General features: G+C 67.8%; 15 protein-coding genes and 1 tRNA gene. 10 read left to right on the top strand and 6 right to left on the bottom strand.

From position 1 onward, the window contains the following. Positions 1 to 15 precede the first annotated feature (15 nt). The 7 genes from ACKY0X_RS03010 (at position 16) to ACKY0X_RS02980 (ending at position 7,111) form a co-directional block, all read left to right on the top strand. The gene (locus ACKY0X_RS03010) at positions 16 to 861 is read left to right on the top strand and encodes a class I SAM-dependent methyltransferase (RefSeq protein WP_409428250.1); all 846 of its coding nucleotides are present in this window, start codon (positions 16 to 18) and stop codon (positions 859 to 861) included. A 60-nt stretch (positions 862 to 921) separates the two neighbouring features. Beyond that, the gene (locus ACKY0X_RS03005; RefSeq protein WP_409429485.1) at positions 922 to 1,701 is read left to right on the top strand and encodes an acyl-CoA thioesterase; all 780 of its coding nucleotides are present in this window, start codon (positions 922 to 924) and stop codon (positions 1,699 to 1,701) included. Positions 1,702 to 1,762: 61 nt separating this feature from the next. Continuing rightward, positions 1,763 to 3,001, top strand: coding sequence for a DUF4226 domain-containing protein (locus ACKY0X_RS03000; protein ID WP_409428249.1), 1,239 nt, complete (start codon positions 1,763 to 1,765; stop codon positions 2,999 to 3,001). Between the two features lie 21 nt (positions 3,002 to 3,022). Beyond that, a complete protein-coding gene (locus tag ACKY0X_RS02995) occupies positions 3,023 to 3,367 on the top strand; it encodes a hypothetical protein (protein WP_065041580.1) in 345 nt (114 codons plus the stop codon). Then, a complete protein-coding gene (locus ACKY0X_RS02990; RefSeq protein WP_409428248.1) occupies positions 3,364 to 3,666 on the top strand; it encodes a hypothetical protein in 303 nt (100 codons plus the stop codon). Before ACKY0X_RS02995 ends, ACKY0X_RS02990 begins: the two co-directional genes overlap by 4 nt. Before the next feature lie 27 nt (positions 3,667 to 3,693). Beyond that, complete coding sequence (locus tag ACKY0X_RS02985; protein WP_409428247.1) at positions 3,694 to 4,569, top strand: oxidoreductase; 876 nt, start codon at positions 3,694 to 3,696, stop codon at positions 4,567 to 4,569. A gap of 175 nt (positions 4,570 to 4,744) precedes the next feature. Then, the gene (locus tag ACKY0X_RS02980) at positions 4,745 to 7,111 is read left to right on the top strand and encodes a lysylphosphatidylglycerol synthase transmembrane domain-containing protein (protein WP_065041582.1); all 2,367 of its coding nucleotides are present in this window, start codon (positions 4,745 to 4,747) and stop codon (positions 7,109 to 7,111) included. A gap of 9 nt (positions 7,112 to 7,120) precedes the next feature. On the opposite strand, the gene ACKY0X_RS02975 is transcribed toward ACKY0X_RS02980, so the two are convergent. The 5 genes from ACKY0X_RS02975 to ACKY0X_RS02955 all read right to left on the bottom strand — a co-directional run bounded on the left by ACKY0X_RS02975 (position 7,121) and on the right by ACKY0X_RS02955 (position 12,254). Beyond that, positions 7,121 to 8,200: a galactokinase gene (locus tag ACKY0X_RS02975; protein WP_409428246.1), complete on the bottom strand. Its 1,080-nt coding sequence runs from the start codon at positions 8,198 to 8,200 to the stop codon at positions 7,121 to 7,123. Then, the gene (gene galT, locus ACKY0X_RS02970) at positions 8,197 to 9,288 is read right to left on the bottom strand and encodes a galactose-1-phosphate uridylyltransferase (RefSeq protein ID WP_409428245.1); all 1,092 of its coding nucleotides are present in this window, start codon (positions 9,286 to 9,288) and stop codon (positions 8,197 to 8,199) included. The genes ACKY0X_RS02975 and galT overlap by 4 nt, the downstream gene beginning before the upstream one ends. Beyond that, positions 9,285 to 9,761 (bottom strand): DUF309 domain-containing protein, encoded by a 477-nt coding sequence (locus ACKY0X_RS02965; RefSeq protein ID WP_065041587.1) that lies wholly within the window; start codon positions 9,759 to 9,761, stop codon positions 9,285 to 9,287. Before ACKY0X_RS02965 ends, galT begins: the two co-directional genes overlap by 4 nt. A 21-nt stretch (positions 9,762 to 9,782) precedes the next feature. Beyond that, positions 9,783 to 10,568 (bottom strand): class I SAM-dependent methyltransferase, encoded by a 786-nt coding sequence (locus ACKY0X_RS02960; RefSeq protein WP_409428244.1) that lies wholly within the window; start codon positions 10,566 to 10,568, stop codon positions 9,783 to 9,785. An 87-nt stretch (positions 10,569 to 10,655) separates the two neighbouring features. Continuing rightward, positions 10,656 to 12,254 carry an amidohydrolase gene (locus tag ACKY0X_RS02955; RefSeq protein ID WP_409429484.1) on the bottom strand — a complete coding sequence of 533 codons (1,599 nt, stop codon included), beginning with the start codon at positions 12,252 to 12,254 and terminating at the stop codon, positions 10,656 to 10,658. A 116-nt stretch (positions 12,255 to 12,370) separates the two neighbouring features. On the opposite strand from ACKY0X_RS02955, the gene ACKY0X_RS02950 reads away from it, so the two are divergent. Both ACKY0X_RS02950 and ACKY0X_RS02945 read left to right on the top strand, forming a co-directional pair. Then, the gene (locus ACKY0X_RS02950) at positions 12,371 to 12,802 is read left to right on the top strand and encodes a pyridoxamine 5'-phosphate oxidase family protein (RefSeq protein WP_409428243.1); all 432 of its coding nucleotides are present in this window, start codon (positions 12,371 to 12,373) and stop codon (positions 12,800 to 12,802) included. A gap of 39 nt (positions 12,803 to 12,841) precedes the next feature. After that, on the top strand, positions 12,842 to 13,825 hold the full coding sequence (locus ACKY0X_RS02945) for an isopenicillin N synthase family dioxygenase (protein ID WP_409428242.1): 984 nt from the start codon (positions 12,842 to 12,844) through the stop codon (positions 13,823 to 13,825). Positions 13,826 to 13,864: 39 nt separating this feature from the next. On the opposite strand, the gene ACKY0X_RS02940 is transcribed toward ACKY0X_RS02945, so the two are convergent. Then, positions 13,865 to 13,947 (bottom strand) — tRNA-Tyr (locus ACKY0X_RS02940). 79 nt (positions 13,948 to 14,026) lie between these two features. Between ACKY0X_RS02940 and ACKY0X_RS02935 the strand changes: the two genes are divergently transcribed. Continuing rightward, positions 14,027 to 14,518 carry a YajQ family cyclic di-GMP-binding protein gene (locus tag ACKY0X_RS02935; RefSeq protein WP_409428241.1) on the top strand — a complete coding sequence of 164 codons (492 nt, stop codon included), beginning with the start codon at positions 14,027 to 14,029 and terminating at the stop codon, positions 14,516 to 14,518. The last annotated feature ends 15 nt before the right edge of the window (positions 14,519 to 14,533 follow it).

The raw sequence follows: 14,533 nt of genomic DNA, 5'->3' as shown, positions 1-14,533 counted from the left end.
CCCTACTCTGAGGGCATGGCGAACGAGGAACAACAGCAGGCCTGGGCGGCCCAGGGCATCGACTGGGTGGACAACGCGGCGATCTTCGAGGCGGTGCTGGCACCATTCGCCGAAGCGGTCATGCGCGCCGCCGGCATCACCGCGGGCGAGCGGGTGCTCGACATCGGCTGTGGCTCAGGCACATTGCTGCAGCGCACCGCGGCCCTCGGCGCCGTTCCGTTCGGCGTGGACATCTCCGAGCCGATGGTGCAGGCGGCGCTCCGGCGGGTCCCCGAGGCCACCGTGGTCCTCGGCGACGCCCAGACCCTGGATTTGCGCGCGGCCTCGGGCGGGGCATCGTTCGACCGGGTCATCTCCCGGTTCGGGGTGATGTTCTTCGACGATCCGGTGGTCGCATTCACCAACATCCGCCGGGCGGCGGCCCCGAGCTCCCGGCTGGCGTTCGTGTGCTGGCGCGAAGGCGACAATCCGATGTTCACCGCGGGCATCGACGTCCTGGCCGCCAAACTGGAATCACCTCCGGCAGCGCTGGATCCCGCCGCGCCTGGTCCGCTGGCATTCGGCAATCCCGAGCGGGTGCGAACCATCCTGACCGACGCCGGCTGGCACGACATTGCGTTGGAAGCGTTCGACGGGATCTGCAACTTCGGGATCGGCGGCAGCGACGGCGTCGAGGAACGGCTGGCGTTGATCCTGGCCAACCGCACCGGCCAACAGGCCCGCGCCGAGCTGGAGGCCAGGCTGGGTGCCGACGGCTGGGCCGCCGCGGTCGAGGAGCTGCGTGACGAGTTGCGCCGCCAACGGGTCGACGGTGTGGTGCAATTCCCGGGCCGCACCTGGGTGGTCACCGCGATAGCGTGACCGGGACCGCTTCGATCACCGGTAAGGACTTCCGTGACTTCACACCCCTTCGACCGCGCCATGCAGCTCGAGACCGTCGACGCCGGGACTTTTCGTGGCGCGACCCACCCGAAGTGGGCCAACATGGTCGGGCCCTTCGGCGGGATCACCGCGGCGGTCTTGCTGCGCGCGGTCGAGTCCCACCCCGAGCGCATCGGCGACCCGCTGGCGCTGACCGTCAACTTCGCCGCACCGATCGCCGACGGCGAGTTCGACATTTCGCTGCGCGCCGCCCGGACCAACCGCAGCAACCAGCACTGGGTGCTCGAGTTGCGCCAGGGCGACGAGGTCAAGACCACCGCCACCGCGCTGTTCGGCCTGCACCGTGACACCTGGGCCGACGACGAAAGCCACCCACCGAGCGCGCCCGCTCCCGAGGACGTCGCCCCCGGCACGTTCGTCGACGCCATCGTCTGGGCCAAGCGCTACGACATGCGCTTCACCGACGGCCCGGTGCCGCTCAAGACGGTAGAACCCAGCGCATCGTCGACCACCACGTTGTGGGTGCGCGACGCCGAAGATCGCCCGCTGGACTTCGCGGCGCTGGCGTGCCTGTCCGACGTGTTCTTCCCTCGGGTGTTTCTGCGCAGCGGCCGCTTCCTGCCGGCCGGCACTATCTCCCTGACCACCTATTTTCACGCCGACCAAGGCGAAATCGATACGCTCGGAAGCGATTTCCTGCTGGCCAGCGCACACGCCAACCGGTTCTCGCGCGGCTACTTCGATCAGAGTGCGCACCTGTGGTCACGGGCGGGACAGCTGCTGGCGAGCACGCATCAGCTGGTGTACTTCAAGGACTGACGCTCAGGACGCGACCTCGGGCGAATACCGGGATGGCCGTCGCTGAACTAGCGTCGCCGGTATGCCCGAGGAACTCGGCGCCCACGCCGATGCCGCGCGAGCGCGCGAGGATGTCCTGACGCGGCGACTGCAGAGGTCCATGCAGGCCGACCGGGCTTTCCTGGCGACGGTGCGCAGCGCCGCGCAGGTGGCCCTGCTGGGCCGCAAGCGGCTCGACAGCATCGAGGCCGAGATCCGCGAAGCGCTGGCCCAGCACCGCGCGCTGGCGTTGGACACTCCCGCCGGTGCCCGCCAGTTCCAGCGGTTCTTGACCGCCAAGACCCACGATATTCATCAGGTGATCGCCGACACCGTCGCCGACAGCCAGGCCCGCGCGCGGTCAGTGCGTTCTCTGAGTGGCGGTTACTCGGCCGAGGACCGCCAGCGGCCGACCATCCAGGCCGTCGACCACTCCTTCAAACGGGGTCCGGGCACCGCTGACACACGCCGGCTCAACCAGATCGACGCGTTCCGGGAGGTCTTCGGCCGCGATCCAGTGTCAGTCTCCGATTGGACGACCGCGGCCGCGCTGGACGCGCACACCTACGATCCCAAGTTCCAGGGCGTGGACTCCGAAGTCCGGGTGGCCCGGATCGATCCGGTGCCTGGGCAAGGCGTGGTGCGTACGTCGCAGTGGATCCCCCAGCGCGATGTCTCTAGCGTTCCACCTTGGAAACGTGACTTCGGCAACGAACGCGGCCCCAACTCGCGTTTCGATCCCGAGGACACCAAAGTCACGACGTATATCGACTACGACAATGGCATTGTCGTGATGCGGCAGAACCCTTCCGTCGAACTCAATTCCGATGGATCGTCGGGGCGGGTGAAAGTCGGTGTCCCGCAAGGCAGCGTCGCTCAAGCCGCGGACGGGTCGGTACGTATCAAGTACGACGCGGGTAACCCATTCGCACCTGGTGCCTTGACCGACGCGCACGGACCATTCGGCAACCACCGCCTGAGCGTCAACGGCGACTTGGTGTTCACCCCCGGCCCGGGTGGGGTGCGCGTAGACGGCACACGCACCGACTATCCGTCGCTGGAGGTCTACCAAGATCTGCCGAACGGAACTACCCGAACGGTTTTGATCGATCCCGCACAGTCCGGCAACAGCGCGGGCCCGGCCCTGAACCTTCCGTTCCATCACGAAGTAGGCGTCGGCGGCAAGGCGTTTATGCCCTTCGATGCCACCGAATTCGTCCCGATCACTTCCGTGCCGTCGGTACCGTCAGCTTCGGGCAGACCGGGCGGCGCCCCCGCGTGACCAGCGAAAGGACCTAGATCCATGCCGATTGCAACGCTGGCCCGCATCCGCAGCAGCGACACCACCGTCTGGCGGGCCGCGACATGGGCAGCACCGCTCGTCGTCCAAGTCGTGTTCGCAGCAGCCTTGGGCGTCGGCTGGTTACTCGGTCGTTATCCGACCAATAGCGATGCCGGGTATTCCATCTTGATCGTGGCCACGGTCATCATCACCACCGTCGCATCGCTGCTGATCGGCGCGAGGCTGCTGCGCGCTGAGTCACCACGTCGACGCAGCCTGGGATTGGCCCTCGGGGGAGCCGGTCTGGCCGCCGCCGCCGTGGGCTTGTCATACGCCCTGATTTTTCTACCAATGCTCACCGCATGAGCGCCCCGCCCGCCGAAGATCGCTACGGTCCGTACGGTTTCGTCGCCGCGCTGGGGACAATAGCGATCGTCGAGACCGCGACGTGGGTGTTGGTTCCTTTTTGGCTCGCCCAGCTGTACCTGTTGGGCGTCGCGACCCTGATCCTGGTGCCTACCGGCTTTTTCATGTGGCAGACCGGTGGCGTCAAAACTGCTCAGGTGGGCCTGGGCATCCTGATCGGCTACCTGGCGACGCCACTGACGATCGCCCTGGTCGTCATCCCGTCAGTTGTCATCACCCAGCTACTGCGCCTGGCGTGACCGTTGCCGGCAGGTACGGTGACCAGCATGTCTTTCAGAATCACCGACACCCCAGATCAGTCCGGCCGCACCTTCGTGGTGACCGGCGCCAACGGTGGTCTCGGTGAGGTCGTCACCCGCACCCTGGCCGCCAAGGGTGCCAGCGTGGTGATGGCCTGCCGCAACACCGCTAAGGCCCAGGAGATCGCCGACGGCATCGACGGTGACGTCCGGGTGGCGGCGCTGGATCTGGGCAGTCTGGCCTCGGTGCGCGATTTCGCCGCACAACAGGGCAGCTTCGACGTGCTGGTCAACAACGCCGGGATCATGAATATCCCGATGCGACGCACGGTGGACGGCTTCGAGACGCAGTTCGGGGTCAACCACTTGGGCCACTTCGCGTTGACCGGCCTGCTGCTGGACCGGATCAGCGACCGGGTGGTGACGGTGTCGAGCATCGCGCACAAGCAGACCCCCAAGTTCTGGGTCGACGACCTCAACTACGAGCACCGCCCCTACCAACGCAACCTGGCCTACGCACAGTCCAAGCTGGCCAACCTGATGTTCGCCCGCGAGTTGCAGCGGCGGCTGGTGGCGGCGGGTTCGCCGCTGCGGTCCTACGGAGTGCACCCCGGGGTGTCGACCACCGACCTGTTCGACAACGACAAGACCATCGTCGGGTTGATCGCCAAGTACGGCCTGCCGCTGGTCGGTCAGCCACCAGAGCGGGGCGCCGAGTCGACCTTGTTTGCCGCGACCGTGCCCGACGCCGACCCGGACACCTACTGGGGCCCCACCAAGCTGAACCAGTCCCGCGGCCCGATGGGGCCGTGCCCGTCGAACAAGCTCTCGAAGGATCAGCGGCTGTGGCTGCGGCTGTGGGAGGAGTCGGAGAAGATGACCGGGGTCAGCTACCCGCTCTAGTCGCTGCAAGCTGGGCACACCGCATGCCGGCCCCGGCGGTGACGGGTGTGGCGCATGGGACTCAAGCGGGCCGACGCGGCCCCATGTCGCCGACAATCCACCGTGATACCGCAGCTCACCGGTTAAGTTGTGGCGAGCCGCCACGCGTGCGGCATGAGACGGACCGAAAGAGATCATGCGAGTTGAGGGGCGCGACGTCGCCGTCACCGGCAACCTGCTGCAGCCGCTGACCCGACGCACCAACGACATTCTGCGTCTGGTGCTGGCCGCACTCTTCCTCGCGACCGTCATCACCAGCTCGTTGGTCACCCGCTACGAATGGGTGTCACTCGAGCGGTCGGTTTCCCAGATCGTCGGGGTGCTCTCCCCCGTCCACGCCAACCTGGTCTACCTCGCCTACGGCATCGCGATCCTGGTGTTGCCGTTCGCGATTCTGATCGGGCTGGTGGTCTCCAAGCAATGGAAGCTGCTCGGAGCCTACGCCGTGGCCGGACTGCTCGCCGTGGTGTCCCTGTCGATCCGCAGCACCGGAATGGCCGCACCGAACTGGCATTTCGACCTCTCCGATCGGCTGGCCACCACGCTGGCGCAGTTCCTCGACGACCCGCGGTGGATCGCCATGCTCGCCGCCATGCTCACCGTCTCCGGCCCCTGGCTGCCGGCCCGCTGGCGACGCTGGTGGTGGGCCTTGTTGCTGGCGTTCGTACCGATCCACCTGGTGGTCAGCGCGATCGTCCCGGCCCGCTCCCTGCTCGGGCTGGCCGTCGGGTGGTTCGTCGGGGCGTTGGTGATCCTGATCGTCGGCACGCCCGCGCTGGAGGTGCCGTTGGACGGCACCGTGCGCGCCCTGGCCCGTCGCGGTCACACCGTCTCCGAACTCGCCGTCATCCGGCCGGCGGGCCCCGGGCCGCTGGTGCTGTCCACCGTCGGCGACCAGCCGGTGATCATCGAGTTGTACGGCCCCAACCAACGCAGCGGCGGCGCGCTGCGACAGCTCTGGCGCAAATTCCGGTTGCGCACCACCGAGACCGCGCCGCTGCACGCCTCGCTGCACCGTGCGGTGGAGCACCGCGCACTGATGGCGATCTCCATCGCCGATACCGGGTTCGCCAATACCAACACCGTCGCGGTCGCCTCCCTCGACCGGGGCTGGACGCTGTACGCCCACACCCCGCCCCGCGGCACCCCGATCGCCGACTGCACCGCCACCACGCCGGTGGCTAAGCCCTGGGAATCCTTGCGAAGCCTGCACGATCAGCAGATCTCGCACGGCGACCTGCGCGCCAAGGAGATGACCGTCGACGACGGCCAGGTGCTGTTCGGCGGCTTCGGCAACGCCGAGTATGGCGCCACCGACACCCAACTGCAGTCCGATATCGCCCAGTTGCTGGTCACGACATCCTGGCTGTACGACGCGGCCGCGGCGGTGGCAGCGGCGATCGAATACTTCGGCCGCACGATGGTGCTGGCCGCCTCGCGACGCCTCACCAAATCCGCGGTGCCCGCACGCCTTCGCAATGCCGTCCCCGATGTCGGCACGGTGATCGCCGCCGCCCGCGAGGAGGTGAAGCGTCAGACCGGTACCGATCAGATCCAGACCAAGACCATCACCCGATTCACCCGCAGCCAGCTGATTCAGCTGATCCTGCTCGTTGCCCTGGTGTATGTGGCCTACCCCTTCATCAGCCAGGTGCCCACGTTCTTCTCCCAACTGCGGCAGGCGAACTGGTGGTGGGCGTTGGTCGGGCTGATCGTGTCGTCGCTGACCTATGTCGGCGCCGCCGGCGCCCTGTGGGCCTGCGCCAACGGCTTTGTCAGCTTCCGCAATCTGGCGATCATGCAGGTGGCCAACACTTTTGCGGCTACCACCACCCCGGCCGGGGTCGGCGGCCTGGCGCTGAGCACCCGGTTCCTGCAGAAGGGCGGCCTGAGCACCCTGCGTGCGACCGCCGCCGTCGCGCTACAGCAGTCGGTGCAAGTGATCGTGCACGTGATCCTGCTGGTCATCTTCACCACCGCTGCGGGCGCCTCGACGGACCTGTCCCACTTCGTGCCCGGCGCGACCATGCTGTACCTGATCGCCGGTGTGGCGCTCGGCTTGGCCGGCATCGTGCTGCTGGTGCCGAACCTGCGCCGGTGGTTGACCACGGCGCTGCGGCCACGCCTCAAGGAAGTCACCAGCGATCTGATGGATCTGGCCCGCGAGCCCAAGCGGCTGGCATTGATCGTGCTGGGCGCGGCCGGCACCACATTGGGTGCGGCGCTGGCATTGTGGGCCAGCGTGGAGGCCTTTGGCGGCAACACGTCATTCGTCACCGTCACGGTGGTGACGATGGTCGGTGGCACCCTGGCTTCCGCGGCGCCGACGCCCGGCGGGGTGGGGGCCGTGGAGGCCGCCCTGATCGGTGGGCTGGCCGCGTTCGGTGTGCCCGCCGCGCTGGCGGTCCCGTCGGTGCTGCTCTACCGGGTGCTGACCTGCTGGCTGCCGGTGTTCATCGGCTGGCCGGTGATGCGATGGCTGACCGAAAACGAAATGATCTGAGCGGCAACACTATCCCGCCCCCGCCGCCGCGTACACCCGGCTCACCTCCGGTTCGGGGTATCCCGCGTCGGCGACCGCGGCCCGCACCGCGTCGCCCACCTTCAATGTGAGCTGGGCTGGCACCAGCGCGATCACACAGCCACCGAACCCGCCGCCGGTCATCCGGGCGCCGAGCGCGCCGGCGGCCACCGCACTGTCGGCGATCAGGTCGATGTGCTCGGTGGTGATCGCGAAGTCGTCGCGCATCGAGGCGTGCGACGCGGTGAACAACGCACCGGCCGCGGCGAAGTCCAACTCGTTGCACGCGGCAACGAAATCGAGCACTCGTTCGTTCTCGGTCAGTACGTGCCGAGCTCGCCGGGCATCCATCGGGTCGGCGAGCACCTCCAGCGCCTCCACGCCGCGGTGCTGGATCTCGCGCAGCGATACGACCCCCAACGCGGCGGCGGCTCGCTCGCACGATGCCCTCCGGGCGGCGTATTCCCCGTCGACGTGGCCGTGCCGCTGACCGGAGTCGAGCAGCAGCAGAGTCACCCCGGAAGCGTCCGGGTCGAACGGCACCGGGTGCACGGCGATGTCGCGGAAATCGATCAGCAGCGCGCTGGACACCTCCCCGAAGAGCGACGACAGCTGATCCAGCAAACCCGTTGGCGCGCCGACATAGTCGTTCTCGGCGCGCTGGCCGATCCGGGCCTGCTCGATCCGATCGATGTTCAGGCCAGCGGCCGAGGCCAAGGCGCCGAGCACCGCGCATTCCAGCGCCGCCGAGGACGACAGGCCCGAGCCGATCGGTACGTCGCTTCGGATATCCATGGTGCCGCCGGGGACCGCAAACCCGCTGTCGCGCAGCGCCCAGATCACCCCGGCGGCATACGCGCCCCAGCCGGTGGTCTGCCCGGGTGTGGTGTTGAGCGGAATGCTGACCGGTGCGTCGGCGCGGTCGCTGAGCACGGTGAGTGTGTCGGTCTCGGCCGGGGTAAAGGTGACACTGGTGCGTTGCGGCAACGCGATGGGCAGCGCGAAACCGCCGTTGTAGTCGGTGTGTTCGCCGATCAGGTTGACCCGGCCCGGCGCGGAGTAGGTGATCACAGCTCACGCAGCCTAGCCGCCACGGACTCCGGGGTGACGTCGGCGATGAACGCATCCATCGCCGACTCCGAGGCCGCCAGAAACTTCAGCTTGTTCGCGCTGCGCCTGATCGACATCAACTCCACGTGAAAGTAGCCGTCGGCCTGCGCGCCGTCGCTGCGGTACTGGTGCAGTGCGGCCATATAGGGCAGCGGGGCGTCGTAGATACGGTCGAAGCGACCCAACAGGTTTCGGTAGAGGCTCGCGAAGTCGTCGAGTTCGTCCTCAGACAGGTCGGTCAGGTTGTGCACCCGCCGGTTCGGATACAGATGCACCTCGACCGGCCAGCGCGCGGCGAACGGCACGAACGCGGTGAAGTGGTCGGTCTGCGCCACGATCCGAGTGCCCTCGGCACGCTCGGCCGCCAGCAGATCGGCGAACAGATTCCCGCCGTGCGTAACTCGATGCGCGCGCGCTTGATCCAGCATCGCGGCGGTGCGCGGGGTCAGGTAGGGGTAGCCGTAGATCTGGCCGTGCGGGTGAGCCAGCGTCACCCCGATCTCCTCGCCGCGGTTTTCGAAGCAGAACACCTGCTCGACGCCCGGGCGGCCCAGCAGGTCGGCGGTGCGATGCCGCCATGCCTGCACCACCAGCCGGGCGTGTGCCGCCGGCAGGTCGGCGAACGAACCGGTGTGATCGGCGGAGAAGCAGATCACCTCGCAACGACCGTTGCCCGGTGCGGAGATGAACGATCTCAGCGCGGTTTCTCCCGCTGAGCGGTCATAATCGCGCCGAAATCCCGCCAGACTGGGGAACCGATTCTCGAAGACCACGACGTCGTAGTCGGCCGCCGGCACCTCGCTGGTCTCACCGCTCGGTCCCGGGCACAGCGGGCAGGCCTCGGCGGGGGGCTTATAGGTGCGGTCCTGGCGCTGCGCGGCGATGATCACCCACTGACCGGTGGTGCGGTCGAAGCGCAACTGCGACGGCTCGGGGTCACGAGGCGACAGCGGCCGCAGGTCTGCCACCGGCGCCGGGGCACGGCCGGGCAGCGCGAAGAACAGGAGGTCGCGGCCGTCGGCGAGCGTCCAGCGAATCGGGGCGCTCACGCGACCAGCCGCGGATGCAGCCGCTGAGGGGCGATCTCGACGCCGGCCGCCAGGTCGTCGGCCAACTGCGCGGCGAAACCCAGCAAGCCGGCGAGATCGATCCCGAACGGGGCCGGAGGCTGCACCGTCGCCAGATGTTCGGCGCCGCGGCGCAACAGACTGACCGCTCCGGCGACGTTGCCCCGCTGAACGTGGGTGACGCCGACGGCCAGTTGCGCCAGGCCCTGCCACAGTTCACGCTCGGCGGCGGGCCGATGCTTCCAGGCGGCTTCCAATACCTCGTGGGCGTTGAACGCCAGCCCGTCATCCAGCAACAGCTGCGCGTAGGCGAGCATCTGGGCCGGCGGCAGATCGAGGTCGTCGGGCACACCTTCGACCCCGCCCTGGCTGCCGCGGGGCAGCGGGCGGCCCAGCCGATCACGCGGGCGGGCGTTGCGGGGGCGGCCCGAATCGTCGCGGTCGCGGGTTGTCACCTGTCCATCATGGCAAGCCGGTCAGGCGGGCTTGGCAGCAATCACCTCGATAGCGGCCATGTTGTTGCGGTGGCGACGGAATGTCGCGCGCATGTTGAGCACCCGGGCGCGCGCGTCCGAATCGCGCAGCACGTTGAACATAAAGCGCAGCGCCCCGACCAGACCCTCGTCGGCGATCAGCCGGTGCGGCTCCAGCAGCGCCATCGGTGCGTAGGAGATCTTCTCCACGGTGAAGCCGGCCTCGGTGAGCAGTTCGGTCCACTCCGCGGCGGTCAGCGGGCGGGCATTGACCTTGATGGAGCGGGCCAGCGCGGTGCGGACCTCGTCCTTGACGGCCTCGGGCACGTCGATGGGCTGCAGGACCATCTCGTGGATGGCGTAGCGGCCGCCGGGGCGCAGCACTCGGTAGGCCTCCCCCATGATCTCGGCCTTGTGCGCGTTGGTCTGCATGGTCAGCATCGCTTCGCCGATGACGACGTCGGCGCTGTCGGCGTCCAGGCCCGTCTGCGACGCCTCGCCGGTGACCACTCGGCCCCGTTCGCCGACCACCGAGCGGACCACGCCGGCGGCGTTCTCGTCGGCCTCGACGCCGGTGTAGGTGCCGGGGCTGTTCTGCAGGATGTCCTTCGCGGTGCGCCCCATGCCGGGTGCGAGTTCCACGACGTCGGCGCCGGCCAGCTGCGCATCGGCCAGCATCCGGTGGGTCAGTTCCAGCCCGCCGGGTCGCAGCACGCGTTTGCCGAGACGGGCGAACAGCCAGTGTCCGGGCAGATCAGCGGTTTTGCGGTCGGGCATCGGCAGGCTCATGCAACGAAGGTTAGCCTTACCAGCCTTGGCCCGCTAGAGGACTTTAGACCCCTATATCTCCTTTAAATAGCCGGATGGCCGGTCGTTTCAGACCACCTGGCGGCCGGCCAGGAAGGTGGCACGCACCTCTAGATCGGCGATCGCTTCCGGGGCGACGGTGCGGGGGTCGGCCGACAACACCACCAGGTCGGCATACTTGCCCACCTCAAGGGAGCCGGTCACGTCGTCGGCGAACAGTTGCCAGGCCGCATCGAGGGTTTGCGCCCGGATCGCCTGCTCGACGGTGAGCCGCTCTTCGGGCGCCAGGACCCGACCACTGGGGGCAACCCGGGTGGCGGCGACGCTGATGTTGCGCAACGGCTCTTCGGGGGTGACCGGCGCGTCGTTATGCAGTGAGATGCGCATGCCCGTCGCGACGGCGGACGCCGCCGGCATCCACCGCGCGCCGTGTTCCTCCCCGAACAGCCCGTCGACAAGAACATCACCCCAGTAGTGCAGGTGGTCGACGAACAGGCTGCAGGTCACGCCCAGCGCGGCGGCACGGCGCAACTGCTCGGGGCGGATGGCGCCGCCGTGTTCGAGGCGCAACCGGTGATCGGGGCGCGGGTGCCGCGCCAGCACGTCTTCATAGACGTCGAGGATGGTGTCGACCCCGTTGTCGCCGTGCACATGGCAGGCCATCTGCCAGCCGTGCGGGAAGTACGCCTCGACGATGCGGGTCAGCTGCTCGCCGGTGTAGTTGGCGTGCCCGCACGATCCGGGCTCGACGCCGATAGTGCGGGTGGCGTCGGTGTCCAGGTACGGGAACGACAGGTCGATGTTGCCGATCCACGGCGAGCCGTCCACCCAGATCTTGATGCCGATCTGGCGCGCCATGTCGTCGCCGTCCCCCGGCGACGCATCGGTGTGCAGGGCCTCGTTGGAGATCTCGTAAGTGCGCAGTCGCACGGTCAGCTCATTGCGCAGATGATCAACAAGCGGCCGAAACTGCGGCGAGAAGGCCATCTCCGAAATTGTCGTCAGCCCCGCCCGGTTGAGCCGCGCGCATTCGGCGCGCAGCATCGCGGGATAGTCGCCGAGCATCATCGCCTCGCCCATCAGCGGCATGAGCGCGGCGGTCTCCTCGGCGGTGCCGTCCAGTTCGCCGGCGGCGTCGCGGCCGTATTTCGCACCGATCGGGTCGGGGGTGTCACGGCTCAAGCCGGCCTGTCGGGCGGCCGCATTGTTGAAGTAGGCCTTGTGCCCGGAGTTGTGCACGATCACCAGGGGGTGCTCCGGGGCGAGGGCATCCAGCCAAGCCAGCGTGGGTTCGGGAAGTCCGGGCTGCAGCAGCGCGTCCCAGCCGATCGCGTAGGCCCCGTCGGCGCCGCGGGCGGCGACCTCCTTGCGGATCAGTTCCACCACGGCGTCAGCGTCGGTCAGGGTGACCGGCCGGATATCGACCATCCGACCGGACAGCACGACGGACTCCATCAGCGGATGCCCGTGCGCCTCGACGAAGCCGGGCAATACGCAGCCGTCGCCGATGTCCAGCACCCGGGTGTCGGGACCGATGAGGCCGTCCATGTCCTTGCGGTCACCGACCGCGACGATCCGCCCATCGGTGACGGCCAATGCCTCGGCGGTCGGTTGCGCGTCATTGACCGTGAGCACCGTGCCGATGACAACGAGATCCGCTACGGGCATTCCGGGCTCCTTCTCGGCAGGCATCGCCGGAGTGTAAGCCGGTGAAGGCACCTTGGCCGGAGAGCCGCTCCGCAACCCGGCGGAATAGCCCGGGGGCGACCGCTGTTCGAGCCGATATGCCCAAACCCTTTACCGAGACCGAGCGTCAGCAGTTTCTCGCCGACAAGCACGTGGCCGTGTTATCCGTGGCCGCCACCGACGGCCGCCCGCCGGCCAGCGTCCCGATCTGGTACGACTACACCCCCGGCGGCGACATCCTGGTCAATACCGGAGCCGGCCGGCGGAAGGCCAAGCTCATCGAGCAGGCCGGTGCGGTGACGCTGGTGGTGCAGCGCGAAGAACTGCCCTACCAATACGTGATCGTCGAAGGCACCGTGGTCAATGCAGTCACGCCGGCCCCGCTGCCGCAGCGCGAGGCCATCGCGGTCCGCTACCTGGGCCAAGAAGGAGGCCGCGCATTCGCCGCCAACATGGATGGCGCATCCAGCGTGCTGTTCACCATCCGGCCCGACCGCTGGCTGACCGCCGATTTCTCCGGCGACCTGTAGCGCTTGGCATTTGGCGCCTGATACCGAAGGCTCGTTGTGATGCTGCCTGTGCTGGACCTGTCTGACGCCGCTACCGACACAGCGGCGTTTCGCCTGGCCTTGCGGGAGGCCACCCACAGCTTCGGCTTCTTCTACCTCACCGGCCACGGCATATCCGACGAGCAGATCACCGAGATCCTCACGCTGGCCCGGCAGTTCTTCGAGCTGCCCGAGGCGGAGAAGAACCAGATCAGCCAGTTGAAAAGCCCGCATTTCCGGGGCTATTCACGTCTGGGCGGCGAGCTGACGAACGGGCGCGTGGACTGGCGAGAGCAGATCGACATCGGTCCTGAGCGTCCCGTAGTACCCGAAGCGGAGGGCTACTGGCATCTGCAGGGCCCGAACCTGTGGCCCGCGCGACCCGCATCCTTTCGCTCGGCGTTCGAAGCGTGGGACCGGTCGCTGTCTGCGGTGGGCCTGCAACTGCTCCGGCACTGGGCGGCGTCGTTGGGCGCCGCCGAAGACCTGTTCGACGACGCATTCGCCGCATCGCCGGCGACGCTGATCAAGGTCGTTCGCTACCCGGCAAGCCCGCAGGCCGGCCAAGGGGTCGGCGCCCACAAGGATTCGGGCGTGTTGACGCTGCTGCTCGTCGAGCCGGATTCCGAAGGGCTTCAAGTGGAAAGCTCACCCGGTGAATGGGTCGACGTTCCGCCCATGGCCGGTACGTTCATCGTCAATATCGGTGAACTGCTCGAAGTCGCGACCGACGGCTACCTGCGGGCCACGCGTCACCGAGTGCGCTCGCCTGGGCCCGGCACCGACCGGATCTCTGTTCCGTATTTCCTCAACCCGGCACTGGATGCCACCGTCCCGCGGATCACCCTGCCCGCTGAGCTGGCCGTCCTGGCCCGCGGCGTGGAGACCGACCCGAACAACCCCATCTTCGACACCTACGGCGAGAACGCATGGAAGTCCCGCACCCGCGCCCACCCCGACGTCGCCGAACTGCACCACGGGATCAGGCCCGCCAGTTCTCGGTGAAAACAATCAGGCCCCCTCGAAAGGGGGCCTGATCAGGTGTGGCAGGTACAGGATTCGAACCTGTGTAGGCTTCCGCCGACGGATTTACAGTCCGCTCCCATTGGCCGCTCGGGCAACCTGCCGTAGTGCGCCTAGCAGACTACAACGAGGATGTACCTCAGACACAAACGGCCAGCACAACTCAAGGAGAGGACAGGTCTCGTGGCGGACTCATCGTTCGACATCGTCAGCAAGGTCGACCGGCAGGAGGTCGACAACGCCTTGAACCAGGCCGCCAAGGAGCTGGCCACCCGGTTCGACTTCCGCGGCACCGACACCACCATCGCCTGGAAGGGCGAGGAAAGCATCGAACTGGTCAGCTCCACCGAGGAGCGGGTCAAGGCTGCCGTCGACGTGTTCAAGGAGAAGCTGATCCGCCGCGACATCTCCATGAAGGCGTTCGACGCCGGGGACCCGCAGCCGTCGGGCAAGACCTACAAGGTCAGCGGCAGCCTCAAGCAGGGCATCGACGCCGAGCACGCCAAGAAGATCAACAAGCTGATCCGCGACGAGGGCCCCAAGGGCGTCAAGTCCCAGGTCCAGGGCGACGAGATCCGGGTGTCGTCGAAGAAGCGCGACGACCTGCAGGCCGTGATCTCACTGCTCAAGGGCGCCGACCTGGACGTGGCCTTGCAGTTCGTGAACTACCGGTAACCGGTACCGCTGGTC

Source organism: Mycobacterium sp. SMC-11 (assembly GCF_046250095.1).
Taxonomy (GTDB): Bacteria; Actinomycetota; Actinomycetes; order Mycobacteriales; family Mycobacteriaceae; genus Mycobacterium; species Mycobacterium heraklionense_A.
Note: the sequence above shows the minus strand (reverse complement) of the source record. Positions and strands in the feature narration are given on the sequence as shown.

Excerpts from the sequence above, each read along its gene's own strand:
- ACKY0X_RS02990 (WP_409428248.1), top strand. The coding sequence starts at position 3,364 with ATGAGCGCCCCGCCCGCCGAAGATCGCTACGGTCCGTACGGTTTCGTC.
- ACKY0X_RS02985 (WP_409428247.1), top strand. The coding sequence starts at position 3,694 with ATGTCTTTCAGAATCACCGACACCCCAGATCAGTCCGGCCGCACCTTC.
- ACKY0X_RS02945 (WP_409428242.1), top strand. The coding sequence starts at position 12,842 with ATGCTGCCTGTGCTGGACCTGTCTGACGCCGCTACCGACACAGCGGCG.
- ACKY0X_RS02955 (WP_409429484.1), bottom strand. The coding sequence starts at position 12,254 with ATGCCCGTAGCGGATCTCGTTGTCATCGGCACGGTGCTCACGGTCAAT.
- ACKY0X_RS03005 (WP_409429485.1), top strand. The coding sequence starts at position 922 with ATGCAGCTCGAGACCGTCGACGCCGGGACTTTTCGTGGCGCGACCCAC.
- ACKY0X_RS03010 (WP_409428250.1), top strand. The coding sequence starts at position 16 with ATGGCGAACGAGGAACAACAGCAGGCCTGGGCGGCCCAGGGCATCGAC.
- ACKY0X_RS02950 (WP_409428243.1), top strand. The coding sequence starts at position 12,371 with ATGCCCAAACCCTTTACCGAGACCGAGCGTCAGCAGTTTCTCGCCGAC.
- ACKY0X_RS02980 (WP_065041582.1), top strand. The coding sequence starts at position 4,745 with ATGCGAGTTGAGGGGCGCGACGTCGCCGTCACCGGCAACCTGCTGCAG.
- ACKY0X_RS03000 (WP_409428249.1), top strand. The coding sequence starts at position 1,763 with ATGCCCGAGGAACTCGGCGCCCACGCCGATGCCGCGCGAGCGCGCGAG.
- ACKY0X_RS02960 (WP_409428244.1), bottom strand. The coding sequence starts at position 10,568 with ATGAGCCTGCCGATGCCCGACCGCAAAACCGCTGATCTGCCCGGACAC.
- ACKY0X_RS02995 (WP_065041580.1), top strand. The coding sequence starts at position 3,023 with ATGCCGATTGCAACGCTGGCCCGCATCCGCAGCAGCGACACCACCGTC.